At 48.0% G+C, this 20,638-nt stretch carries 15 protein-coding genes and 1 tRNA gene; 5 read left to right on the top strand and 11 right to left on the bottom strand.

Annotated elements, in window-relative coordinates:
* Positions 1-424: hypothetical protein (locus tag QN395_RS14260; RefSeq protein WP_323493109.1), on the top strand; the 424-nt coding region annotated here is incomplete at its 5' end.
* Between the two features lie 248 nt (positions 425-672).
* Positions 673-1,209, top strand: coding sequence for a DUF2058 domain-containing protein (locus QN395_RS14255; RefSeq protein WP_323492262.1), 537 nt, complete (start codon positions 673-675; stop codon positions 1,207-1,209).
* Positions 1,210-1,494: 285 nt separating this feature from the next.
* Here QN395_RS14255 and QN395_RS14250 read toward each other — a convergent pair whose 3' ends face one another.
* The 6 genes from QN395_RS14250 to mutL form a co-directional block, all read right to left on the bottom strand.
* On the bottom strand, positions 1,495-7,326 hold the full coding sequence (locus QN395_RS14250; RefSeq protein ID WP_323492232.1) for a DUF3320 domain-containing protein: 5,832 nt from the start codon (positions 7,324-7,326) through the stop codon (positions 1,495-1,497).
* Between the two features lie 121 nt (positions 7,327-7,447).
* Positions 7,448-8,086: an ORF6N domain-containing protein gene (locus QN395_RS14245; protein ID WP_323492233.1), complete on the bottom strand. Its 639-nt coding sequence runs from the start codon at positions 8,084-8,086 to the stop codon at positions 7,448-7,450.
* 39 nt (positions 8,087-8,125) lie between these two features.
* Positions 8,126-8,524 (bottom strand): hypothetical protein, encoded by a 399-nt coding sequence (locus tag QN395_RS14240; protein WP_416352055.1) that lies wholly within the window; start codon positions 8,522-8,524, stop codon positions 8,126-8,128.
* A 301-nt stretch (positions 8,525-8,825) separates the two neighbouring features.
* Positions 8,826-8,902: transfer RNA gene (locus tag QN395_RS14235), tRNA-Met, on the bottom strand.
* 90 nt (positions 8,903-8,992) lie between these two features.
* Positions 8,993-9,931: a tRNA (adenosine(37)-N6)-dimethylallyltransferase MiaA gene (gene miaA, locus QN395_RS14230; RefSeq protein ID WP_323492234.1), complete on the bottom strand. Its 939-nt coding sequence runs from the start codon at positions 9,929-9,931 to the stop codon at positions 8,993-8,995.
* A 40-nt stretch (positions 9,932-9,971) separates the two neighbouring features.
* The gene (gene mutL, locus QN395_RS14225) at positions 9,972-11,873 is read right to left on the bottom strand and encodes a DNA mismatch repair endonuclease MutL (protein ID WP_323492235.1); all 1,902 of its coding nucleotides are present in this window, start codon (positions 11,871-11,873) and stop codon (positions 9,972-9,974) included.
* Between the two features lie 76 nt (positions 11,874-11,949).
* On the opposite strand from mutL, the gene QN395_RS14220 reads away from it, so the two are divergent.
* Positions 11,950-12,594 (top strand): VTT domain-containing protein, encoded by a 645-nt coding sequence (locus QN395_RS14220; protein WP_322119960.1) that lies wholly within the window; start codon positions 11,950-11,952, stop codon positions 12,592-12,594.
* An 85-nt stretch (positions 12,595-12,679) separates the two neighbouring features.
* On the opposite strand, the gene QN395_RS14215 is transcribed toward QN395_RS14220, so the two are convergent.
* The 3 genes from QN395_RS14215 to tsaE form a co-directional block, all read right to left on the bottom strand.
* Positions 12,680-12,949: a hypothetical protein gene (locus tag QN395_RS14215; RefSeq protein WP_322119959.1), complete on the bottom strand. Its 270-nt coding sequence runs from the start codon at positions 12,947-12,949 to the stop codon at positions 12,680-12,682.
* A 108-nt stretch (positions 12,950-13,057) separates the two neighbouring features.
* Positions 13,058-14,494 carry an N-acetylmuramoyl-L-alanine amidase gene (locus tag QN395_RS14210; RefSeq protein WP_323492236.1) on the bottom strand — a complete coding sequence of 479 codons (1,437 nt, stop codon included), beginning with the start codon at positions 14,492-14,494 and terminating at the stop codon, positions 13,058-13,060.
* A complete protein-coding gene (gene tsaE, locus QN395_RS14205; RefSeq protein ID WP_323492237.1) occupies positions 14,458-14,943 on the bottom strand; it encodes a tRNA (adenosine(37)-N6)-threonylcarbamoyltransferase complex ATPase subunit type 1 TsaE in 486 nt (161 codons plus the stop codon). Before tsaE ends, QN395_RS14210 begins: the two co-directional genes overlap by 37 nt.
* Before the next feature lie 253 nt (positions 14,944-15,196).
* Between tsaE and queG the strand changes: the two genes are divergently transcribed.
* Positions 15,197-16,312 carry a tRNA epoxyqueuosine(34) reductase QueG gene (queG, locus tag QN395_RS14200; RefSeq protein WP_323492238.1) on the top strand — a complete coding sequence of 372 codons (1,116 nt, stop codon included), beginning with the start codon at positions 15,197-15,199 and terminating at the stop codon, positions 16,310-16,312.
* 154 nt (positions 16,313-16,466) lie between these two features.
* On the opposite strand, the gene QN395_RS14195 is transcribed toward queG, so the two are convergent.
* The gene (locus QN395_RS14195) at positions 16,467-17,057 is read right to left on the bottom strand and encodes a response regulator transcription factor (RefSeq protein ID WP_323492239.1); all 591 of its coding nucleotides are present in this window, start codon (positions 17,055-17,057) and stop codon (positions 16,467-16,469) included.
* 40 nt (positions 17,058-17,097) lie between these two features.
* Complete coding sequence (locus QN395_RS14190) at positions 17,098-19,212, bottom strand: PAS domain S-box protein (RefSeq protein ID WP_323492240.1); 2,115 nt, start codon at positions 19,210-19,212, stop codon at positions 17,098-17,100.
* Positions 19,213-19,449: 237 nt separating this feature from the next.
* Between QN395_RS14190 and QN395_RS14185 the strand changes: the two genes are divergently transcribed.
* The gene (locus QN395_RS14185) at positions 19,450-20,451 is read left to right on the top strand and encodes a TRAP transporter substrate-binding protein (RefSeq protein ID WP_323492241.1); all 1,002 of its coding nucleotides are present in this window, start codon (positions 19,450-19,452) and stop codon (positions 20,449-20,451) included.
* The last annotated feature ends 187 nt before the right edge of the window (positions 20,452-20,638 follow it).

Below are 20,638 nucleotides of genomic sequence, written 5' to 3'. Positions count from 1 at the left end.
GTGGGAGGGCGGGCACATCGCTGTAGAAGTTAAACTTCCGAGCAGATCTGTTGAATATGCAATATTGGACACGGGTGCTGCAATGTTTACTTTTACGCCGTTTGACCAAGTTATTTGGATTGATATGAAAGCAAAGACTCGACAAAAAGAACAAGCAGCGTTATCGCTAAAACTACCAGCGGTATCTAATACCATTACGTGCGAGATCAAAAATATGAGTACAGAAATGGTCGTAGGAAAATACAATTTAAGCGGTGGTTTGTTTGGATATTGTGACGCGCCAGCACCAAAATTTGCAGTAGATACTGTCGGTATTGTTGGAATGAAAGAGTTTTTGGAAGGCAGCTTAGTACTCGATTATGTTGCACACAAATGGAAGTTTATACACCAAGAAGTTCAACTACCTGAGTACCCGGCAAGGTAAGCACCTTACTGCATCGTTGATTGTTTTTGATAAGTGAATGGCCCAGATAGTCCGATCAATATGGATGTCTTCGGAGCGTGGGAATCTAAGTGTAAGAAAAAATAGCTTTATTAAGTAATTAGCGGAGGGCTGCCTTACTTATGGCGGGTTATGGCCTTGCAGCATAGCAAATTTTGCTATGCTAGCGGCTTACCATTGGTCGGCAGCGTTGCCTTGGACCGTGGGCACTTATTTTTCGGAGTTGTATGATGGCGTCGTTACAAGATCAATTTTTAAAAGCGGGACTCGTCGATAAAAACAAAGCCAAACTGGTCCACCAGGAAAAGAGCAAGCAAAAGAAGGTCGAGCGCCGGACTGGCAACGAGAGCGTGGATGAGGCGCGTCTGGCCGCGCTTGAGGTGCAGCGCAAAAATGCCGAACGCGCTCGTGAACTCAATGCGCAACGCGATGCGGCCGCGAGCCAAAAAGCGATCCTTGCGCAAATTGTGCAGTTGGTGCAAAAAAATCGCCAAAGCAAAGGCGCTGGCGACATCGCTTATTACTACACTCACGGTACCAAGATCGATAAGATCTATGTGTCAGCAGAGGTACAGACGCATTTGATCGCTGGCCGACTGGTGATCGTGTGCCTGGAGGGTAAAACAGAATTACTGCCCCGGATCATCGCGGACAAAATCGCCGAGCGTGATGCATTACTGGTGGTGCGGGTGAAGAAGACAACGACCGAAATCTATGCGGATGATCCGTATGCCGCCTTCCAGATCCCGGATGACTTTACGTGGTAGCTCCCGATTGAGTCTCCCCTGAAATTTAGAAATTCACAAGACGCCCATATAATTAGATAGCTTAAATTTATGCCTGAATTTCACAGGTCTACATGGCGTCTATATCGAGCTTAAAAGTATTGCGATGCTGGCCCTTTTAGTTGTCAATAAGTACCAAAGCGCCTGCGCGCCTTTTAGAACTAACACAGCGCCTTTTCAATTCTCCAGAACCCACTATATTTCGTGACCAGTTGCTGTTGTAGACGCAGCGTTATGATGAGCTTTCAGGTTAACTTTTCGAAATAACTAGTTCCTGATTGCTTCTTCAATTTTGCTGCGCGCAGTACTGGTTAGCCTTTTTACTCCAAATAATCGTGCCACTTCAAGCGCATGATCCTCTGCCGACACGATACTTGCCGCGGCTTTTAGTTCTTCCATCGCAATTTCTTCAATAGATCTAACATCGTTATCCGACGCCGGAGTGCGGTAATGAGCCCAATCTTGACAATGCTGCTTATTTTTCCAAACAAACAAGGCTTTAGCTGCATCGAGTTGTAGGTGATATTTTTGCTCGACTAGTTCAAGTACCCGCTCACGAATCAAACGGCCAGATCGCAAAAAACCATGAGCACGGGCAATTCGTTGTACTAACAAAGAGTCCAAAATAGGCGCCTCATGCGCGAGCACACGATCTATTAAGGTCGCTAAAACCGAGTTATATTCGTCCGAATAAAATAGCTCTGCATTGATTTGATGGCTTAAGTCCGCAAAATCAGTCACTCGGTACTGCTTCGCTGAAACGGATACATTGCTCTTATTAAACCGCGCGAAATGCAATTCAGGCGGTTGTGTTGAGTTCGCTATGTTACTCATCGTCGTCACAGCTGCTGTATCAACGAGCAAGTCCTTTTCAACGCTCGGCTGTTGAAGCTCCACGATAACTGGGGCAGTCAGTTTAAAAGTTGGCAGAGGTGTCGCCCGCGATACTTGAAGCTGAGCATTAATCGAAGCATGCAGCCGTTCTAACGCACCATCTTTATCAATCCACCAATCGGTTGACCATACTCGTAATAGCTTCCAACCCAATCCTTGCAGAATGGCACTACGTACTTTATCCCGATCTCGCGCGGTGGCGGCGCTATGATACGTCGCGCCATCGCATTCAACACCCAGCAAATAATCACCAAGACGGTCTGGATGCACAATGCCCAGGTCAATCCGGAACCGTGATACGCCAATTTGCGGTATGACCTCCCAACCTTTGCGACGCAAACCTTCGGCAACGGCTTCTTCAAACGGCGAATCATACCCGCCGACAGAACCTTGCACTGCTTCAGCTAATGCCCTCGGGCCACGGTTGGCAAATTCAATAAAATGTTTCAAATCACGAACGGCGCGTGCGCTAGTTCGGTTTAAATCAACCATCGCTGAATCAAAGGACGTAAACACTAGCATTTCACGCCGTGCGCGAGTCACCGCGACATTCAGACGCCGCCATCCGCCCTCTTTATTTAAAGGGCCAAAATTCATCGACATCGTTTTTGAGCCCGGCTCAGTCGGGCCATAGCCAATACCGAACATAATCAGATCCCGCTCATCGCCTTGCACGGTTTCAAGATTTTTAACTACTACGGGTTCAGCTAAGCCTTCTTGGAAAAATGGCTCAATTTCAGGGTGTTTTTGGCGTGCTAGATCGAGTAAATTGGTAACTAAGGTTTGCTGATCACTGTTGAGCGTGATAATGCCAATGCTTAGGCCTTGCGCCACAAATTGTGGATCGGTGAGGCGATGAACCGTTTCAGCGACCATTGCTTCCGCTTCGGCCTGATTATTACGCCCTTTGCCGCGTGAATAGACACCATTTACGTACCGCCACTCGACGGCACTGGCGCGAGTTTCTGGCGCAGGGAAAGTGATCAAATTACTTTCGTAATAGCGGTGATTAGAAAATGCGATCAAGCTCTCGTGCCGACTGCGGTAATGCCAGCTCAAGCTATGGCTCGGAATACCCGCCCCCAAGCATTCGTCCAAGATGCTCTCCATGTCATCTTCGGTGTCATCTTCCGATGTAGAAGCGCCGCGATTAAAGAAACTGGTTGGGGGCATTTGCCGTGGATCACCCGCAATCACCACCTGCTTGCCGCGTGCAATGGAACCAATCGCATCCCATGGCGCAATTTGTGAGGCTTCATCGAAAATAACCAGATCAAACAGCGCTAAATTAGTAGGCAAATATTGCGCAATAGACAGTGGACTCATCAGCATACAAGGCGCCAGCTTCTGCATGGCATCGCCCATTTCAACGGCTAATTGACGCACTGGTTTGTGACGGCGTGATTTCTGTAACTCATGCTTGAGAATGGCAAATCCCGCCTGCTTGCCCGTATCGTTTTTCGATGGGATCAGACCGCATAATTTTGCGCGTACATAGCGAACAGATAATTTAGATAAATTATCTTCTGCCTGACGATAAGCTTCGATATCACTCATGTGCTCAGCAGAGACAAAATTGCGCAACAATGGCTCGGCATCAATCACTTTGGTCGCAAACCAACGCGCATAAGCAGTTTCAAATGCCTCTAACGCTCCAATGGTCGGCAACGCATTTTCTGCCACCGCATCAGCCAATGGTCTTAAGCCCAATTTTTGCGCTTCATACCGAACACGACACCAATCACACCAAGATTTAAGTTGTGTTTCCAGTTTGCATATGGAATTCGCCATATCGTGAAGGCTAGCTAGATCTGCATTGATTTCGGCGGTATCGGTGCTCAGTAATTTGAACCGTTCAAGTCCATGCGTTAAACGTGTGAAGGCTGATTTATACCGATTGAGCGCAGAAATAATTGTGCCATCTGCCCCCAAAAGCTCGTTCGCCTCGATCACCAATCTGGACGTTGCACTACGAAGCGTCACAGCATGCTCAGGTGATTGCGCCATAATGCTTATGCCTGAGCGCAATTTGTCACTCAGCATTAGAGTGACATCCATCTGGAAAATATTGCTATTTAAAGATGCCCAGCCCGGAATACCCTGTAATTCAATACTTAGTTTATCCAGCTCGGCCAGCAGCACTTTTAGTTGCCGCAACTTTGTTAAATCGGCAACCACATCTGGAAGACCAACACCACCGCCTACTGCGGCTAGTTGGCGTGCCACCTTTTTTTTCGCGAAGCTTGCTAAAAGCCAGAATTTACCTTCTGCTTCAATCCAGCTCCGTTCAATCTGCTCCAGATTAATTCGGCGGCAGGCCTCAGCGGAGTAAGCCAACGATAATGTTGGTTCAAGTTTGCGATATTCACTAATCAGCGCTATTGCCTCGTGAGCCGCGGTAACTTTTGCCGTGGCGTTGACCGAAAATGCAAATGCCAGATCAACACCATGCGTTTTCTCTAGCACTTCGGCAAAGGTGATGATCCGAGCAATCTCGCTATGTTGGCTGCCTTGTAACGGCAGTTGGCTTGATTTAATGAAGTTTGTTTGAGCATCGCTCAATTCATTAATCGCATTCAATAACTCACGCGAAGCCGCGATCAGCGACTCTTGCCAACCATTGGACCAATCAGTTTGCGATAACAATTTGAAACCAGTAGATAGCGATTGCCCTGCTGCACTGTTTAAATCCAAACGGCGAGCCACATCTCGTAATTGTGTTATCGCAGGCAGATCATGTGTCGTGCCGTCCGGCCAGTTAAGACGCGGAATTGAAGATGATCCATGATGAATGACGCGACCCATCGCCTGATGAACAGAAAGCCCATTCGGCCAGCGCTTATGCAGCAAACTAACGACGCCATTTAATTTGTCGCGCAATCGCTGAACCTGAGCAGCCTCGGTCGACCATTCTTCGGCTGTCAATAGTTCACGTGTATCCCACGCTCGCTCCAGCTGTTTTAAGACACTTACTTTTGATGTTTTGCTCGAATGCAATTCAAGGCAAAACTCGCCAAGGCCTTTTTCTTCCAAGCGTCGATATACCACATCAAGCGCGGCCATTTTTTCTGCAACAAACAAAACTCGACGACCCAGCGCTAGATTGTGGGCAATCATATTTGCGATGGTTTGCGACTTACCGGTTCCGGGTGGCCCGTCTAAGACAAAGCTATGCCCAGCCGTTGAGGCCACCACTGCAGCCAGTTGCGAAGAATCGGCAGGAAGCGGTGTAAACAATTCAGCAGGTGAAATTTTTTGATCGAGCTCTTCGGCTCGTGGAAATTCCTTGTGCGAGATGGTATCGCTACCATCCGCTTGGCGTTCTAACAAATGCTTAACCAATGGGCTCTTCAATAATTGTTCAGAGCGATCACTTAGATCCTTCCACATCAGATATTTGGCAAATGAGAATGTGCCCAGCACTAATTCGTGCGTAACCTCGAAACCTGGAACATCCCGAACGGCACGACGCACCGTGTTCCATATACCTTCAACATCAATGCCGCTTTCATCAGTCGGAAGCTCGCCATCGAGGCCAGGGATATTTAATTCAAAGTCATGCCGCAATAACTCAAGCAAGGTCAGATTAAAGCGGGGTTCTTCGTCGAGCATGCTCATCGTAACGCCGGATAGCGCGCTTTTTCGTTCTAATTTAATTGGCAGTAAGATGAGTGGTGCCGAGTAGGATTTAGGGTCATCAGCAGACTTTTTCCATTTCAATAAGCCGATGGCTAAAAAGAGCGTATTTGCGCCGCCTTCATCAAGATCACTACGCGCGGTCCGATACAAATCCACCAATGCGGTATCCAGCTTAGTTTTTTCAATGGTGCCGAGAACTTCATTCCGATTGAGAGCTGAGCGAGCGTATTCATCACGCAAGTTTTCGCGATTCTGTTGCTCGTATAGCGCTACGTCGCGACCACCAGCCTCTAGATCAGGCATGGCGACTACGCGAATTCGCTTTCCATCAGCCAGAATATCTTCGAGCTTTGCGGGGTCAGGGCAGATCAAACGCACGCACTTCGCGCCATCGGGCAGATGCAGCAGGCGATTGCGTGTTGTTAGATCAAGTAATTTGCGCTGCCAAAGACTGAGTTTGCTAGCGGGGCTATCAGGTTCAATTTGAATTTCAACATCAAAGCCAGGCAGTAATGGAGCCTCTTCCAACGCGTCAATCGATGCGGGCTTTTCCGTAGCTGATTGATTAAATTGAAAACGTTGCCCCGACAAAGCCAAAGGCCGAATACGCTGCATACGCGCACGCCGTAAATCAATCGCCATGATGAATTCTTCATCATTGACTTGCCGTTTTGCTGCCTCGACAGCCTGACTAAAACTAGATGGAATGGCTTGCGTTGCTAATGTGGTCTCGAAAACGATTAGCTCATTCAGCTCAATTCGTTTTCGAACGGCAGATGCTTCATCTGTGATCAACTGGGAAAATTCTTGCGGCTGAAGCCACACCCCGACAAAGGCATGCCCTTTAGTGAGCAGTAGCAGAGGGTTAAGGCCAGCTTGCTCTACTAACGCAGCGAAAAGCAATGCAGTATCTAAACAAGTCGCAACACCACCATCGAGAATTTTACTCGGCGTTCGGACCTTCTGCCCTTGCATTTCAAAACTGGATGGCGGCAAGGCATAACTGAGTTTCAAGCCGCAAACGGATGACCAAAGCGCCGATGTTAGCTCCCAGGTTCGGGATCTGGACTGGTCTGAATAACCATCAATCGAATCTTTTTTTCCAGCTCTGCGTAAAACGTCAGATGCCGATTTTAGTAGCCGATCTACCGCAGAATCATTGGGCATCGCAAACGCAGCGAGCAGTTCTGGCATCACCCCAGCGCCACCCCACTGGTTATTGGCAAGAATTTCAATATCAAACGACTCTTCCACCAACGTTTGATCCTCACAACTCAGGAGCAGCTTAAGCTCGCCCTTTAAGCTCTCGGACAAATCGGCCAAGTATGAAGCATTGAGTTTTAAATCACGGTCAGTGATATGCAAGCTATCGCCTTTGAGCAAGCGGTCAATTTTCCACGTTTTACCTTCAAGAAATGCTGGCGATGCAGTTAAGATTAACGTGAGGTCGTCATAATCAGATTCACTATTATTTGTAATCTCTAATTCTCGCAGCACTGGAACAGCGTTTTGCTGCGAAGCAAAGCCAAGCTTTGTAGTTACCGTCACATCAATTTTGATGGTCATCACAATGATTCCGTTTGAATAAATAATTTTAGATGTGGTGGAATTACGAGCCACCTCATGTTAGAGAGTAAATCGGTCAAAGAGGGGGGCGCTTTAAAATTCAATGCAACCCCGGGCCATCTTATTTTTTTAATATGTCATTTTTTGCTTTAGCTGCACTTGGTTTGCTCGGCTTTTCATCCTGCTCAATAAACCCAATCGACCGTTTCTTCACTGATTCTAGCTCGGGTTGCGTCATCAATTCCCGTATCGCTTCTAACACTTGTTTTAACTGCAGGCGGGTATTGTGCTCAAAGGTGTCGTGCTTTAATTCCATTAAATCGGTTTTATTCTCTAGCTCATCGAAGCGCTGTGCCAAGTCTTTGTTGGATAGAACCAATTCGCGTAAACGCACGAAGGCGCGTACCACATACACACCGATTTCGACTGCCTGATCTGAGTTGATTATGTTGGCAGCTTGTATCGCGCCATGTTCGGTAAAGGCAAATGGTAGAGTTTTAGAAAATTTCAATTTACTGAGGTGGTCACAATTTGTGACTACCTCTTGCTTTTCAACGGATGTTAGTTGAAACATGAAATCTTGCGGGAAGCGCTGGGCATTACGTTTCACTGCCTGATTCAGTGCCTTGGTCGGCACACCATAGAGTTCAGCCAAATCCGCATCGATGATCACTTTTTGGCCGCGCACTAGCAAGATACGAGTCTCGATGCGCACCGAAGGTGCTAGAGCTGATGGGGATGACATTGTTTCTGTCGTCATTTTTAACGCTTTCCTATGAAAAAGCTGAGTTCAGTTTTACTATTCGACCATTTTGATATTGCTCACGATGGTCAAGCAAACAACTATACATGAGGTAAAGAAAATTAATGTCTTGTCTAAGAAGTAAACCGCCGAACCCCTACCAAACTCCGCGCTCCAGCCGTCGTCTGTACCAAAATCCTGATAGCAATCCGCGCTGTTATTTTCTGTATATGCGAGATCATGCCGACCTTGCGGCTCATCGCTTGTAGGCTGTCTAGTATGTGCATCGCTACGCGCAGCATATCTTCGTCGAGTGCCAAAGCCTTCGTCGATGAACAGCGATTCGACCCGTAAACGGTTCGATGATAGCGATGCCAGGCCTAGCGTTAATGATAATGAAACGAGGAAGGATTCGCCGCCGGGTAGCGAGTTGACTGAGCGTTGTTCGTCACCCATGTCTTGTCTATCGCCATCAGTACTACCGGAACCTTGATGTGTTGCAGCATTAGCGGCGTGATGATCCGTGTAGTTGGCGATTGGCTTAGCGTTCTTGACCTGTGTTTCAGTAAAAGGTTTGGCGAGTTTTGGTATTTTGCATCCAAGTATTTTTGGGGTTAAGCGATTATGTGCTCAAGTCTGGATGCAAAAATGCTGGATGTAAATGGCCGTTAAAAACGCTTAGAGAACAAAAAACCCGCATCAGCACTGGGCTAGAAGCGGGTTTTAAGACGTTAAAGAAGCTCTTTGAACGTGTATCTGGTGGTGATAGGTGGACTTGAACCACCGACCCCAGCATTATGAGTGCTGTGCTCTAACCAACTGAGCTATATCACCAAGAAGCCCGAAATTATGCCATTTCGACTTGGGGGTGTCAATATTAAAATCTGATTTTCCGCAGTTGCTGCGGCTGTTTTGCTTTTTAGATTAGGAATTTTGATAAGAAATTGCTTGCTCTAGTATGGCCGCTGTCGGATTTTGTCCTAGACAATCAATCACAATTCGCTCTGGAATTGACCTTAGCCAGGTGAGCTGGCGTTTGGCTAACTGGCGGGTAGCGATGATGCCGCGTTCGCGCAGTTCTGGGTAGTCGATGATGCCGTCCAGATGTTCCCAGGCTTGGCGGTAACCTACGCAGCGCATGGATGTCATGTTTGGGTTGAGGTCGCCGCGCTGGCGTAGTGTGCGGACTTCGTCCAAAAAGCCTTGCTCCAGCATGATGTCGAAACGTCGGGCGATACGTTGATGTAAAACTGCCCGGTCGGAGGGTTCTAGCGACAGCGATAGCATGTCAAATGGCATTTCGCTTTTGGGTTGTAGCGCTAGTAGTGAGGACATTGCCTGACCGGTCAGTGCGATGATTTCTAGTGCGCGCTGGACGCGTTGTGTATCGTTTGGTTTTAATCGGGCGGCGGTAATCGGGTCTAGTGCGGCGAGCCGTGTGTGCAATGCTGGTGTGCCGTCGCGTGCAGCTTCGGCATCCAGTTCTGCGCGGATTGCCGGGTTTGCCGCGGGCAGATCATCCAGGCCGTTGACCAGTGCTTTGAAGTACATCATGGTGCCGCCAACTAGCAGCGGTAATTTGCCTCGTGCGTGGATATCTTCTACTAAACGTTTGGTGTCGGTTAAAAATTGGGCGACTGAGTAGGCTTCGCTCGGATCGATGATGTTGATCAGGTGATGCGGTGCGGAGGCGAGTTCGGCTGCGCTTGGTTTTGCTGTGCCGATATCCATCTCGCGGAATACCAATGCGGAATCGACGGAGATAATTTCTGATGGAATATGGCGTGCGATTTCCAGCGCGGCGGCAGTTTTGCCAGACGCAGTTGGACCCATGATGGCGATGACTTTAGGGCGGTTGTTCACTTTATTTTATTCAACTTATTTTTCAACTTATGTTCATTTTTTATTGACCGCGCAAAAACATTTTGTCTAGATCATTCAAGCCCATCTGTACCCAGGTTGGACGACCATGGTTGCATTGATCGGCGCGTTCAGTGAGTTCCATCTGACGTAGCAGTGCGTTCATTTCTATCACCGTCAGATTACGATTGGCGCGCACGGCGGTGTGGCATGCCAGAGTGCCGAGCAATTCGTTGCGACGGTCAATTAGCACTCGTGATCCGCCAAATTCTCTGACTTCACGTAATACATCGCGTGCCAGTGATTGCGCGTCAGCATTCTTGAGCAGCGCTGGCACAGCACGTACGGCTAGTGTGGTTGGCGAGATTGCAGCGATATCAAAACCCAGTGATTGTAAAACTGCCTGATGCTCTTCCACCGTGCCGACTTCAATCCCGTCGGCATAAAAAGTAATAGGGATGAGCAGCGGTTGTACTGGCATGCTGTTTTCATCCAGCGCATTTTTTAGTTGTTCGTACAAAATTCGCTCGTGTGCTGCATGCATGTCCACCAGCACCAGACCCTTGCTATTTTGTGCCAGCACATAAACACCATGTAGCTGCGCCAGTGCGAAGCCTAGCGGATGCTCATCATTGGGTAACTCGCTACCCGCAAAGCTGGCAGCGTTTGTCTGCGTGAGCGCATCGCCCATAGGATTGAGGTCGCGTGCAAACAGCGCCCCATAGCTTTGCGTTGTCTGTGCAACGCCGCCTTGCGGATTGTTTTGTGACTCAAAAGCGTAGCCATTAAATTCTCTTGGCTTAGCGCTGAATTCCTGACTAAATTGTTGGCTAAATGATGTTTGTTCGCCACTCGTCCAGGGGATTTTTCCGCTGCCGGTATTGGTTGATCCCATTGCAGTGGCAGGGGCGGGCACTGTGCCAAACGATGTTGCCGAAGTTTGTGCCAATGCACGACTAACCGCATGGAATACAAACTGATGTACAGCACGACCATCGCGGAAGCGGACTTCAATTTTGGATGGATGTACGTTGACATCGACAAGTGCAGGGTCTAAATCTAACGCTAATACATAAGACGGGTAGCGGTCGCCGTGCAATACATCCTGATACGCAGCGCGTACTGCATGGGTTAATAATTTATCGCGGACAAAGCGGCCATTGACATAAAAATATTGGGCATCAGCTCTGGCTTTGGATGCTGTCGGTAGACCTGCAAAGCCGTGTAGGCGCAGAGGACCTGCGCTCTCATCCAGTGCCAGCCGGGCATTGGCGAAAGCGTCACCAAGAATATGGGCACTGCGTTTATCAATCGCGCTGATGTTCCAGTGATCAACGGCTTTGCCATTATGCGATAGTGAAAATGTCACATCGGGACGTGCCAGCGCAATTCTGCGGACGATCTCGGCGCAATGACCAAATTCTGTCTGTTCAGATTTAAGAAACTTGCGGCGCGCAGGCGTGTTGTAATACAAATCCTGCACATCCACAGTCGTCCCTTGCGCGCCAGACGCGGGTGAGATTTTGCCATTCTCAATTTGCCAGGCATGCGGTGCTTCTGCTGTGCGCGTCGTTAATGTCAACAAAGCGACCGAGGCAATCGAGGCAAGTGCCTCACCGCGAAAACCCAGGGTTGCCACATTCTCCAGATCGGTTAACGAGGCAATTTTTGACGTGGCATGGCGTGCTACTGCAAGTGGCAATTGGTCGGCAGGAATCCCGCGCCCATTGTCGCTAATCGCTATCCGTTTGACGCCGCCTTCTTCTAAGCGGATCTGGATGCTGGTAGAGCCGGCATCCAGAGCGTTTTCTAGTAATTCTTTTACCACAGCCGATGGCCGCTCCACAACTTCACCCGCAGCGATTTGCGATATCAGTTGATCGGGTAGCGCCAAAATAGGGCGGGGTGAGGGGGATGCAGGGGATATATTTGGTGTCGCGTTCATCCGCAGATTATACCTGTGCTAAGTACTAGATTCTGCGATCTGTTGGTGTATGATTGCGCCTCTACCCGGGAGACTTATGGATTTTGTAAAGTTGTTAGACATGATTTTGCATGTCGATAAATCATTAGGATTGTTTATCGCGCAATATGGCACCTTGGTGTATGTGGTTTTATTTGCGATTATTTTCTGTGAAACTGCCTTCGTTATTTTTCCATTTTTGCCAGGCGACTCGCTCTTGTTTATTGCCGGCACCTTCTGCGCTCGCGGGGACATGGATCTGGCGCTATTGATGGTGTTGCTCATCACGGCATCGATCAGTGGCAATTCATTAAATTATTGGATAGGTAGTTTAATCGGCCATAAGGTGTTAGAGCGAGATTTCCGGTGGATAGATAGAAATGCCATCAAAAAAACGCATGAATTTTATGAAAAGCATGGCGGTAAAACAGTAGTGCTGGCGCGCTTTATCCCCTTAGTGCGTACGTTTGCGCCATTTGTGGCGGGTGTGTCGGACATGACGCACAGAACATTTCAGATATATAACGTCATCGGTGCTTTGTTTTGGGTGTTCTCGGTGGTGTTGAGCGGTTACTTTTTTGGGAATATTCCTTTTGTCCGTGACCACCTTAATTTGATTGTATTAATCGGTGTTGGTGCGGCTGTTTTCCCTATTGTTTTGGGTGCTCTTTGGAAATTAGGTAAGCGATTTTTGAAAAAGTAATTTCTCAGTGGTTAGCTAAGTTGACCTCGGCTAAGGTGAATGAATAAAGCGCAGCACACTATTTGGCTTAAGCAGCAAGCGCCGGTTAAGCCGGCGCTGGGTCAAGCTTGTAATGGTTGTGGTGTGTGTTGTGCAGCAGAACCCTGTCCAGTGGCCAGGGTTTTTTTATGGCAGTGGCATGGTGCTTGCCGTGCTTTGCAGTGGCAAGATAATGAGAAAATTTATCGCTGCGGTTTGCTGGTGCAGCCAAGGGATTATTTGCGTTGGCTGAGATACGTTTTAAAATGCGTACCGCTGAGTTGGCAAACTGGGACAGAAAAAATAATCCAGCGAGTAATACGACGCTGGATTGCATCCGGGATTGGCTGTGATTCGGACGCTGAAATCCTTGCCGTTAGTGACGATTCTTAAGCTTAAATTTCTTTAGCTTAAATTCAGTCCGACGTTTAAAACTAATCCAATACTAAGTCAATCTGTTCTTCGCCAGCGGCGGGTTCTTGGCAAAATACTTTTTTATCCCTTTGACAATCGCATCTGCCATTTGATCCTGATAAGCATCATCGGTCAGTTTAGCTTCTTCTTCCGGATTAGAGATAAACGCTGTCTCGATCAGAATGCTGGGGATGTCTGGCGCTTTGAGTACCGCAAAGCCCGCCTGTTCGACCGAGCCTTTATGTAAGTCGTTAATGCCTTTGATCTCATTCAGCACGACTTTACCCAACTTCAGACTGTCGTTGATTTGCGCCGTCGTGGATAAGTCCAATAAGACGCTGGCCAGTTGTCTGTCATGAGTTTTAATATTCACGCCGCCAATCAGATCTGCCGAATTTTCTTTGTTTGCCATCCAGCGTGCTGCAGTGGAGCTGGCTCCTTTTTCTGATAGCGCAAATACGGAGGAGCCGCGCGCGCTGGAATTAACAAACGCATCTGCATGTACGGACATAAATAAATCGGCCTGCACGGCGCGGGCTTTTTGTACCCGCATATTCAGTGGCACAAAAAAATCCGCATCGCGTGTCAGCATCACGCGCATATTGGGTTGTTGCTCAATTTTGGCCTTTAAACGCTTGGCAATCGATAGTACGACATCTTTTTCCCGACTACCGCCACGCCCGATCGCACCGGGGTCCTCGCCACCATGACCCGGATCAATTGCGATCGTGATCATACGGGTTAAACCGGAAATTTTTTCTGGTGCTTTATTTGTTTCGGAGTTTGCCGGATCAGTTTTATTTTCTTGTTTATTCCCAAACTTTAATTCGGGCTTGATTTCGGGTTTCAATCCCGGGCTATCGGGTTTAGATGGCGTCAGATCTTTTGGTAGTTCAGTGTTCCAGTTGCCTTTTTCTATCATTACTGCGATAGGATCGGGCGGGTTGGATGGGTACAGATCAAACACTAAGCGATGTTTGTAATTGCCGACTGGCTGTAACGTAAATACTTGTGGATTGACTTCTTCTTTCAGATCAAACACCAGCCTGACGACATTAGGGCGATTTTGTCCTACCCGCACTTGTTTGATGTAGGGGTCGTTAGATTGAATTTTTGCGACTAATTCTTTGAGGGTAGGGTTGAGTTCTATCCCTTCAATGTCTACGACCAGACGCTCTGGATTTTTGACGATGAAATGGCTGGTCTTTAAGTCGCTGTCATTTTCCAGCGTGACGCGGGTATAGTCGTCAGCAGGCCAGACGCGTACTGCCAAAATTTGGGCTGCCTGAGCAATATTCGGGATAAGGCTGGGGACGGTGATGGAAATGAGTAGTGTGCTCCCCGCCTTGAGGAAGGTGCGCCGGGTTTTTACGCCCTTAGTTGCGCTTATAGTTGCGCCCTCAGCTGTGTCTAATGGCGCATCATTTTGGCTTACAGATTGGGAGCGAAATTCAATTTTGCTAAACATGCATTACCTTTGTCAGACAAGGCTTGCAATTCTACCTTACGCCCATCGCCTGCGACGCTTAAAAAGATGTTCAAATCGGCGGGTGGCAAGATACCATCCGCTTTTTCTGGCCATTCGACTATGCAAATTGTGCTGTCATTGAATTCTTCGCGGAAGCCAGCTTCTAAAAATTCTTCTGGGCTAGTCATCCGATACAGATCAAAATGCAGAATATTCACCGCTTGCCCATGCAATTGCACGGTATAAGTTTCGACCAGGTTATAGGTAGGACTTTTGACATGGCCTTGATGTCCTGCTGCATGCAGCATGGCGCGGGTCAGGGCGGTTTTACCTGCACCCAGATCACCGTGTAAATAAATACTCAGCCCGGCTTGCAGGTGCAATGCCAGACGTTTGCCCAGAGCCTGTGTTGCGGCTTCATCCGCGAGGGTCGTTTTATAATGAGACATTTGCTGTAAGACTAAACATGAAATTTCAATTTTTCAATTCACAGGATTTACGCAAAGCCGCTCCCGCTACGTTGCAGCTCCTAGCCGTGCAAGAGTGCTGTCGACATTGCTACGCCTTGCTGGGACAATTTTGCGTAAGTTCTAATTCAGATGGCTTTGTTGCTTGCAATAATTATCTCAGGCTCGCATTGTATTTGCCATTAGCGCAGTCACCATCAGTTCAGTCGCCATCATACCGCGCTGGGTCTCCGTTATGCATGATTTAGCCGATTTGTCTGCATTGGCAGATCAGATCAAAGCTTGGGGCAAAGAGCTGGGCTTTGCCGAGTTGGGGATCGCCGACGTTGATTTGTCGCAGGCCGAGCCGGGTTTGCAAGCCTGGCTCGATGCCGTTTATCACGGCCAGATGGCGTATATGGCATCGCACGGCATGAAGCGCGCGCGCCCGGCTGAGCTGGTGCCAGGCACGGTGCGGGTGATTTCTGCTCGCATGAATTATTTACCCAAAAGTGGTGACGGCGATTGGCGCGTCAAAGAAAAATCCCATGGTGCCGATACCGCCGTGATTTCGGTCTATGCCCGTGGCCGTGATTATCACAAAGTATTGCGTAACCGTTTGCAGCAATTGGCGGAGCGGATTGAAGCTAGTATCGGGGCATTGGGTTATCGCGTGTTTACTGATTCTGCTCCCGTGATGGAAGTGGCTCTGGCAGAAAAAGCAGGTATAGGCTGGCGTGGAAAACACACTTTGCTATTGAGTCGTGAAGCCGGATCGATGTTTTTTCTGGGGGAAATTTTGGTGGATATTCCCTTGCCGGTGGATGCGCCGATCAGCGACCATTGCGGACAATGTAGCTCGTGCATCAGCGTTTGTCCGACCCAGGCGATTATCGCGCCATATGAATTAGATGCCCGCCGTTGTATCTCTTATTTGACGATAGAACTGCACGGTAGTATTCCAGTGGAATTGCGCCCGCTGATCGGTAATCGTGTTTATGGTTGCGATGACTGCCAGCTATTTTGTCCCTGGAATAAGTTTGCCCAAAAGGCGAGTGTGGATGATTTTGAAGTGAGAAATGGTCTGGATAGTGCCAGCATGGTGAGCTTGTTTGCCTGGACTGAGCCGCAGTTTATGCGCTACCTGGAGGGTAGTGCGATCCGCCGTATTGGACATGAGCGCTGGTTGCGTAATCTGGCCGTGGGTTTGGGTAATGCTGCCAGTTCTTTACGTGGCGATAAGACCATCGTCAGTGCCTTGCAAGCACGCTTGACGTACCCGTCTGAGATGGTCAGAGAGCATGTCTGCTGGGCTTTGCATCAGCATGGAATTGCGCTTGCCTCTACTGATCCGACTGACGTTGGTGGTTAGCTTGCAGTCAGTTCTGAGCCAGTTCATAGCAAGTAAGTCTGAAAGACTATTTATTAAATACTAGGGTAGTGTATTTTTAGTTGTCTATATAATTGCTGGTCAATAAGGCTAAAATTGAGCATACTCCCCATTATTTCACAATTAAGAGTGTCGCTTATTTCAGTAAACCAGCTAGTTCCACTGCGGTTTTGACTTGCATCTTGTCAAAAATATGCGCCCGGTGGACTTCGACTGTACGCATGCTGATGCCTAACTGGTCGGCGATCACTTTATTCATTTTTCCGAGCAAGATCAAATCCAGGACTTCACGTTCGCGCGCGGACAGTCTTGCCAGGCGTTCGTGCACGGCGGCTTCTGCGATGGCTTCTCTTGATTGCGCCAAAGCTTCCTGCACTCTGTCCATTAACTTATTATCGTTAAACGGCTTTTCAAAAAAATCGAAGGCACCTCGTTTCAGCGTATCGACCGCCATTGGTACATCACCGTGCCCAGTCAAAAATATGACGGGTAAGCGCCGAGTCACTTGGCGTACGGTCAGCATGTCAAATAAGGTTGTACCACTGATGCCCGGCATCCGCACATCAAGCAAGATGCAGTCGCCTTGCGGATCGTATTGCAGAGGATGATCCAGCGCTGCCAAGAATTTTTCTGCGCTGTCGTAGCTGGTCGCTACAATATTTCTGGAGCGGGCTAACCATGACAGGGCATCTCTGATGACTTCTTCGTCATCGATAATATGAAGCATGCAGTCTCCAGTAGACGATTGAGGAGCGTGAACGCTCTCTTTAAATGGGCAATAAAAATCTAAAGATAGTACCACCAGCGGGATTGTCATGATGGCTAAGCACGCCGCCGTGGAATTCGATCGCGGTACGGCAGATTTTTAAGCCCATGCCCATACCGCTAGGCTTGGTAGAAAAAAATGGTGAAAATAATTGTGCCGCCACTTCGGCAGAAATACCATGACCCTGATCGATCACTTCTACCGCAATATAGTGACCCAGAGTGACGTTATTAATGATGTTGTTCGTGACGTGATTCGTGACGTGACTCGTGACATCGCTAGTGCTGACATCAGGCTTGTCATTGCCATGTTCTATCCGCGCGACGATCCGCAAAATACTGCGCTCAGGTGGCGAATGCTCCATCGCCTCAATGGCATTACGCGTCAGATTGAGTATGACCTGCTCTAGCAAAATCCGATCCGCTTGCACCATCGGCAAGGGCTCCGCGATGGTGTACTGAATGTTGACATATGAGGCTTGCGCCTGCAATTCCACCAGTGGCATCACGCTTTGCAACAGCGCGGCAATACTGACCGGCTCGCGGCTGGATTCTCGTTTCTTCACAAAATCGTGCACGCTATGGATGATGTGACCTGCACGTTGCGCCTGCGCGTTGGCTTTTTCTAACGCGCTTAAGAGCAATGATTGCAGTGGCGTCTGATCAGGTGTTGTGGAGTTCTTTTGTAGATTATCTTGATTATTCTCTTGTGGCGATTGCAGCAAATTGATGGCTCCCGTGGTGTAGCTGGAGATTGCTGCCAATGGCTGATTCAGCTCGTGCGCAAGGATCGATGCGATTTCACCCATAGTTGCTAAGCGAGCACTGGCATGTAGCATCTCTTGCTGTTGCCGTGTCAGTTCCTGAGCGCGTTTGAGTTCAGAAATATCCAGAATAGAACTCATCCAGCCGGTTTGCACACCGTTCTCATCCACTAGCCGGGACTCGTAAATCAGCACGGGAAAACGCTCACCACTAGCACGTTGATAAATCGTTTCAAACCCTTCTGACGGCACCGTACCTGCTAGCAATTGAGTAAAACGGTGGCGATATTCTTCAAACGCTTCTGGTGCCCAATACGGCATCGGTGGCAATCTGCCGACGATGTCTTCTGCCGGGTGTTCCACCATCTTACAAAATGCAGGATTGACGTAAGTAAGTCGACCCTCCATATCGCGCGCGCGCAAGCCAGTAACGAGCGAGTTTTCCATCGCTGTTCTAAACGCGACTTGCTGGCGCAAAGCATCTTCTGCCGCCAGCCGACGATTAATGTCACGCCATAGGGCTAGCAAACTCCAGATCAGACCAAACGACAATAAGATGACGGACAGCACCAATAAATTGGAGAGTAATTTAGGTTCACTCTTATTACTATTAGTACGCAAAATCAGTGTCACGTTTGGTAAATCTAATGGGCGATTATGGGTGTAGACATTTTTGCCGGGGCCGCCAGCGGCGCGTCTTGCAAAGACTTTATCGTCGCTGTCAATTAAGGAAATTTCGTTGTCTTGTGCAAACCACCACGGCACCATCTCGTCTAAGATACCTGATAGAAAATAGGTCACGACCAAGCTACCTGTTCTTTGATTTTCTGCAATCATCGGAATCTGGCAACTCAGTGTAGACATACCGGATTTCCCTGCACCTTGTAACGGTGGCAGGCAGCGTGTTTTGGCATCGACGGCTAATTTAACATCTGCCGGACCCGACTTCGTATGTTCAAAAATGAAGCTACGCTTGTCTGGTAAGCCAACCTCCAATGTCGAGATGACGATCTGATCTTTACTATCAAACCAGATGATGCTTTTGATTTCTTTATTACTTTTTATAATGTGTCTGAAACGATCAAGTGCTTGCGCTGGTGATAATTTACCGGCATTAATATCGGTACCGATCTGATGCAATACCTCTTCATCCCTGCCCAATTGAAACTGTATCGTTTGTTCTACCCACAAGGTATCTGCAATCAATTGCTCTTGACGCTCATTGGTTTCCATTCTTTGCGCCTGCCATGGCAGCCAGATCAAAATAGTGACGAATAAACTCACCAGCAGGATAGGCAACAGCCAGCGCCATTTTTGATTGGGCCACGCTCTAGGTTTAACAAAAGTCTTCATGTCCGGTAGTCTACTTTGCCTGGTTAGGCTTAGGTTTAGTTGCGCGCACTTATTTAGGACGTACTGCGATGTATTCCGATAAATGTTGACGCATTTCAATTTACTAGGTGTTGTCGCTACCCGTCAGCTCTGTCTCATTGTGGTTATCCACAGTTGCACAGTTTAATGTTGCCGCGAATACTCGCAGACTAAAAAAGTTTTTCAAAAAATATTTAAAACAATGATCAGGAGACAAACATGAAACTCACATCCCTATTGTGCTGCTTGCTCACGGCATCCGTCGTTAGTGGTGCCGCATTTGCACAAACCCCCATCGTCATCAAATTTAGTCACGTTGTAGCCAGTGACACACCAAAAGGCAAGGCAGCAGAGCGTTTTAAAGAGCTTGCCGAAAAAAATACCAAAGGCCGTGTCAAGGTCGAGCTATATCCAAACAGCACTTTATACAAAGATAAAGAAGAACTGGAAGCCCTGCAATTAGGCGCGGTACAAATGCTTGCACCGTCGCTGGCAAAATTCGGCCCGCTGGGCGTAAAAGAATTTGAGGTGTTTGATCTTCCTTATATTTTTCCGTTTAAAGATGTATTGCATCAAGTGACCGAAGGCCCTATCGGTAAGAGTCTGTTGCAAAAATTAGAGCCAAAAGGGATCACTGGCCTGGCATTTTGGGATAACGGTTTTAAAATCATGTCCGCGAATAAGCCACTGCATTCACCGGCTGATTTCAAGGGTTTGAAGATGCGTATTCAGTCTTCTAAAGTATTAGATGCGCAGATGCGTGCTTTGGGTGCAAATCCACAAGTACTCGCGTTTTCTGAAGTTTATCAAGCCTTACAAACTGGCGTAGTCGATGGCACTGAAAATCCGCCATCCAATATGTACACCCAAAAAATGCATGAAGTACAAAAGCATGTAACCGTATCAAATCATGGTTATCTTGGGTATGCCGTGATCGTTAATAAAAAATTCTGGGATAGTTTGCCGGCAGATATCCGTACCGAGCTAGATTCTGCAATGAAAGGCGCGACTGCCTATGCAAACGCGATTGCCGATCAGGAAAACGGTCGTGCATTAGATGCGATTCGCAAAACGGGTAAGACCACAATTTATGAGCTGACACCGCAAGAAAAAGCAGAGTGGCGCAAAGCCTTACTGCCAGTGCAGACGGAGATGGAACCGAGGATTGGTAAAGATTTAATTGCGTCGATTCGTAAATTGTCGACGGGCGAAGGCAAATAAATTGCCATTGAAATTACCAACTGAATTTTCTGAGATCGCCTTTGAGATCAGTTGGATATTTTGACTTTTATCATTCCCTTACCTTAGCTAGATAGAACCTGTTAGTCCGCCATTAAGGTATTTGTCTAGCGCATCTGTAATCCCTACTTTTTACAGACAGGTATTGCCCTTTTTCTTTACTCTCACT

It is taken from the genome of Undibacterium sp. RTI2.2 (assembly GCF_035018705.1).
Lineage (GTDB): Bacteria > Pseudomonadota > Gammaproteobacteria > Burkholderiales > Burkholderiaceae_D > Undibacterium.
Note: the sequence above shows the minus strand (reverse complement) of the source record. Positions and strands in the feature narration are given on the sequence as shown.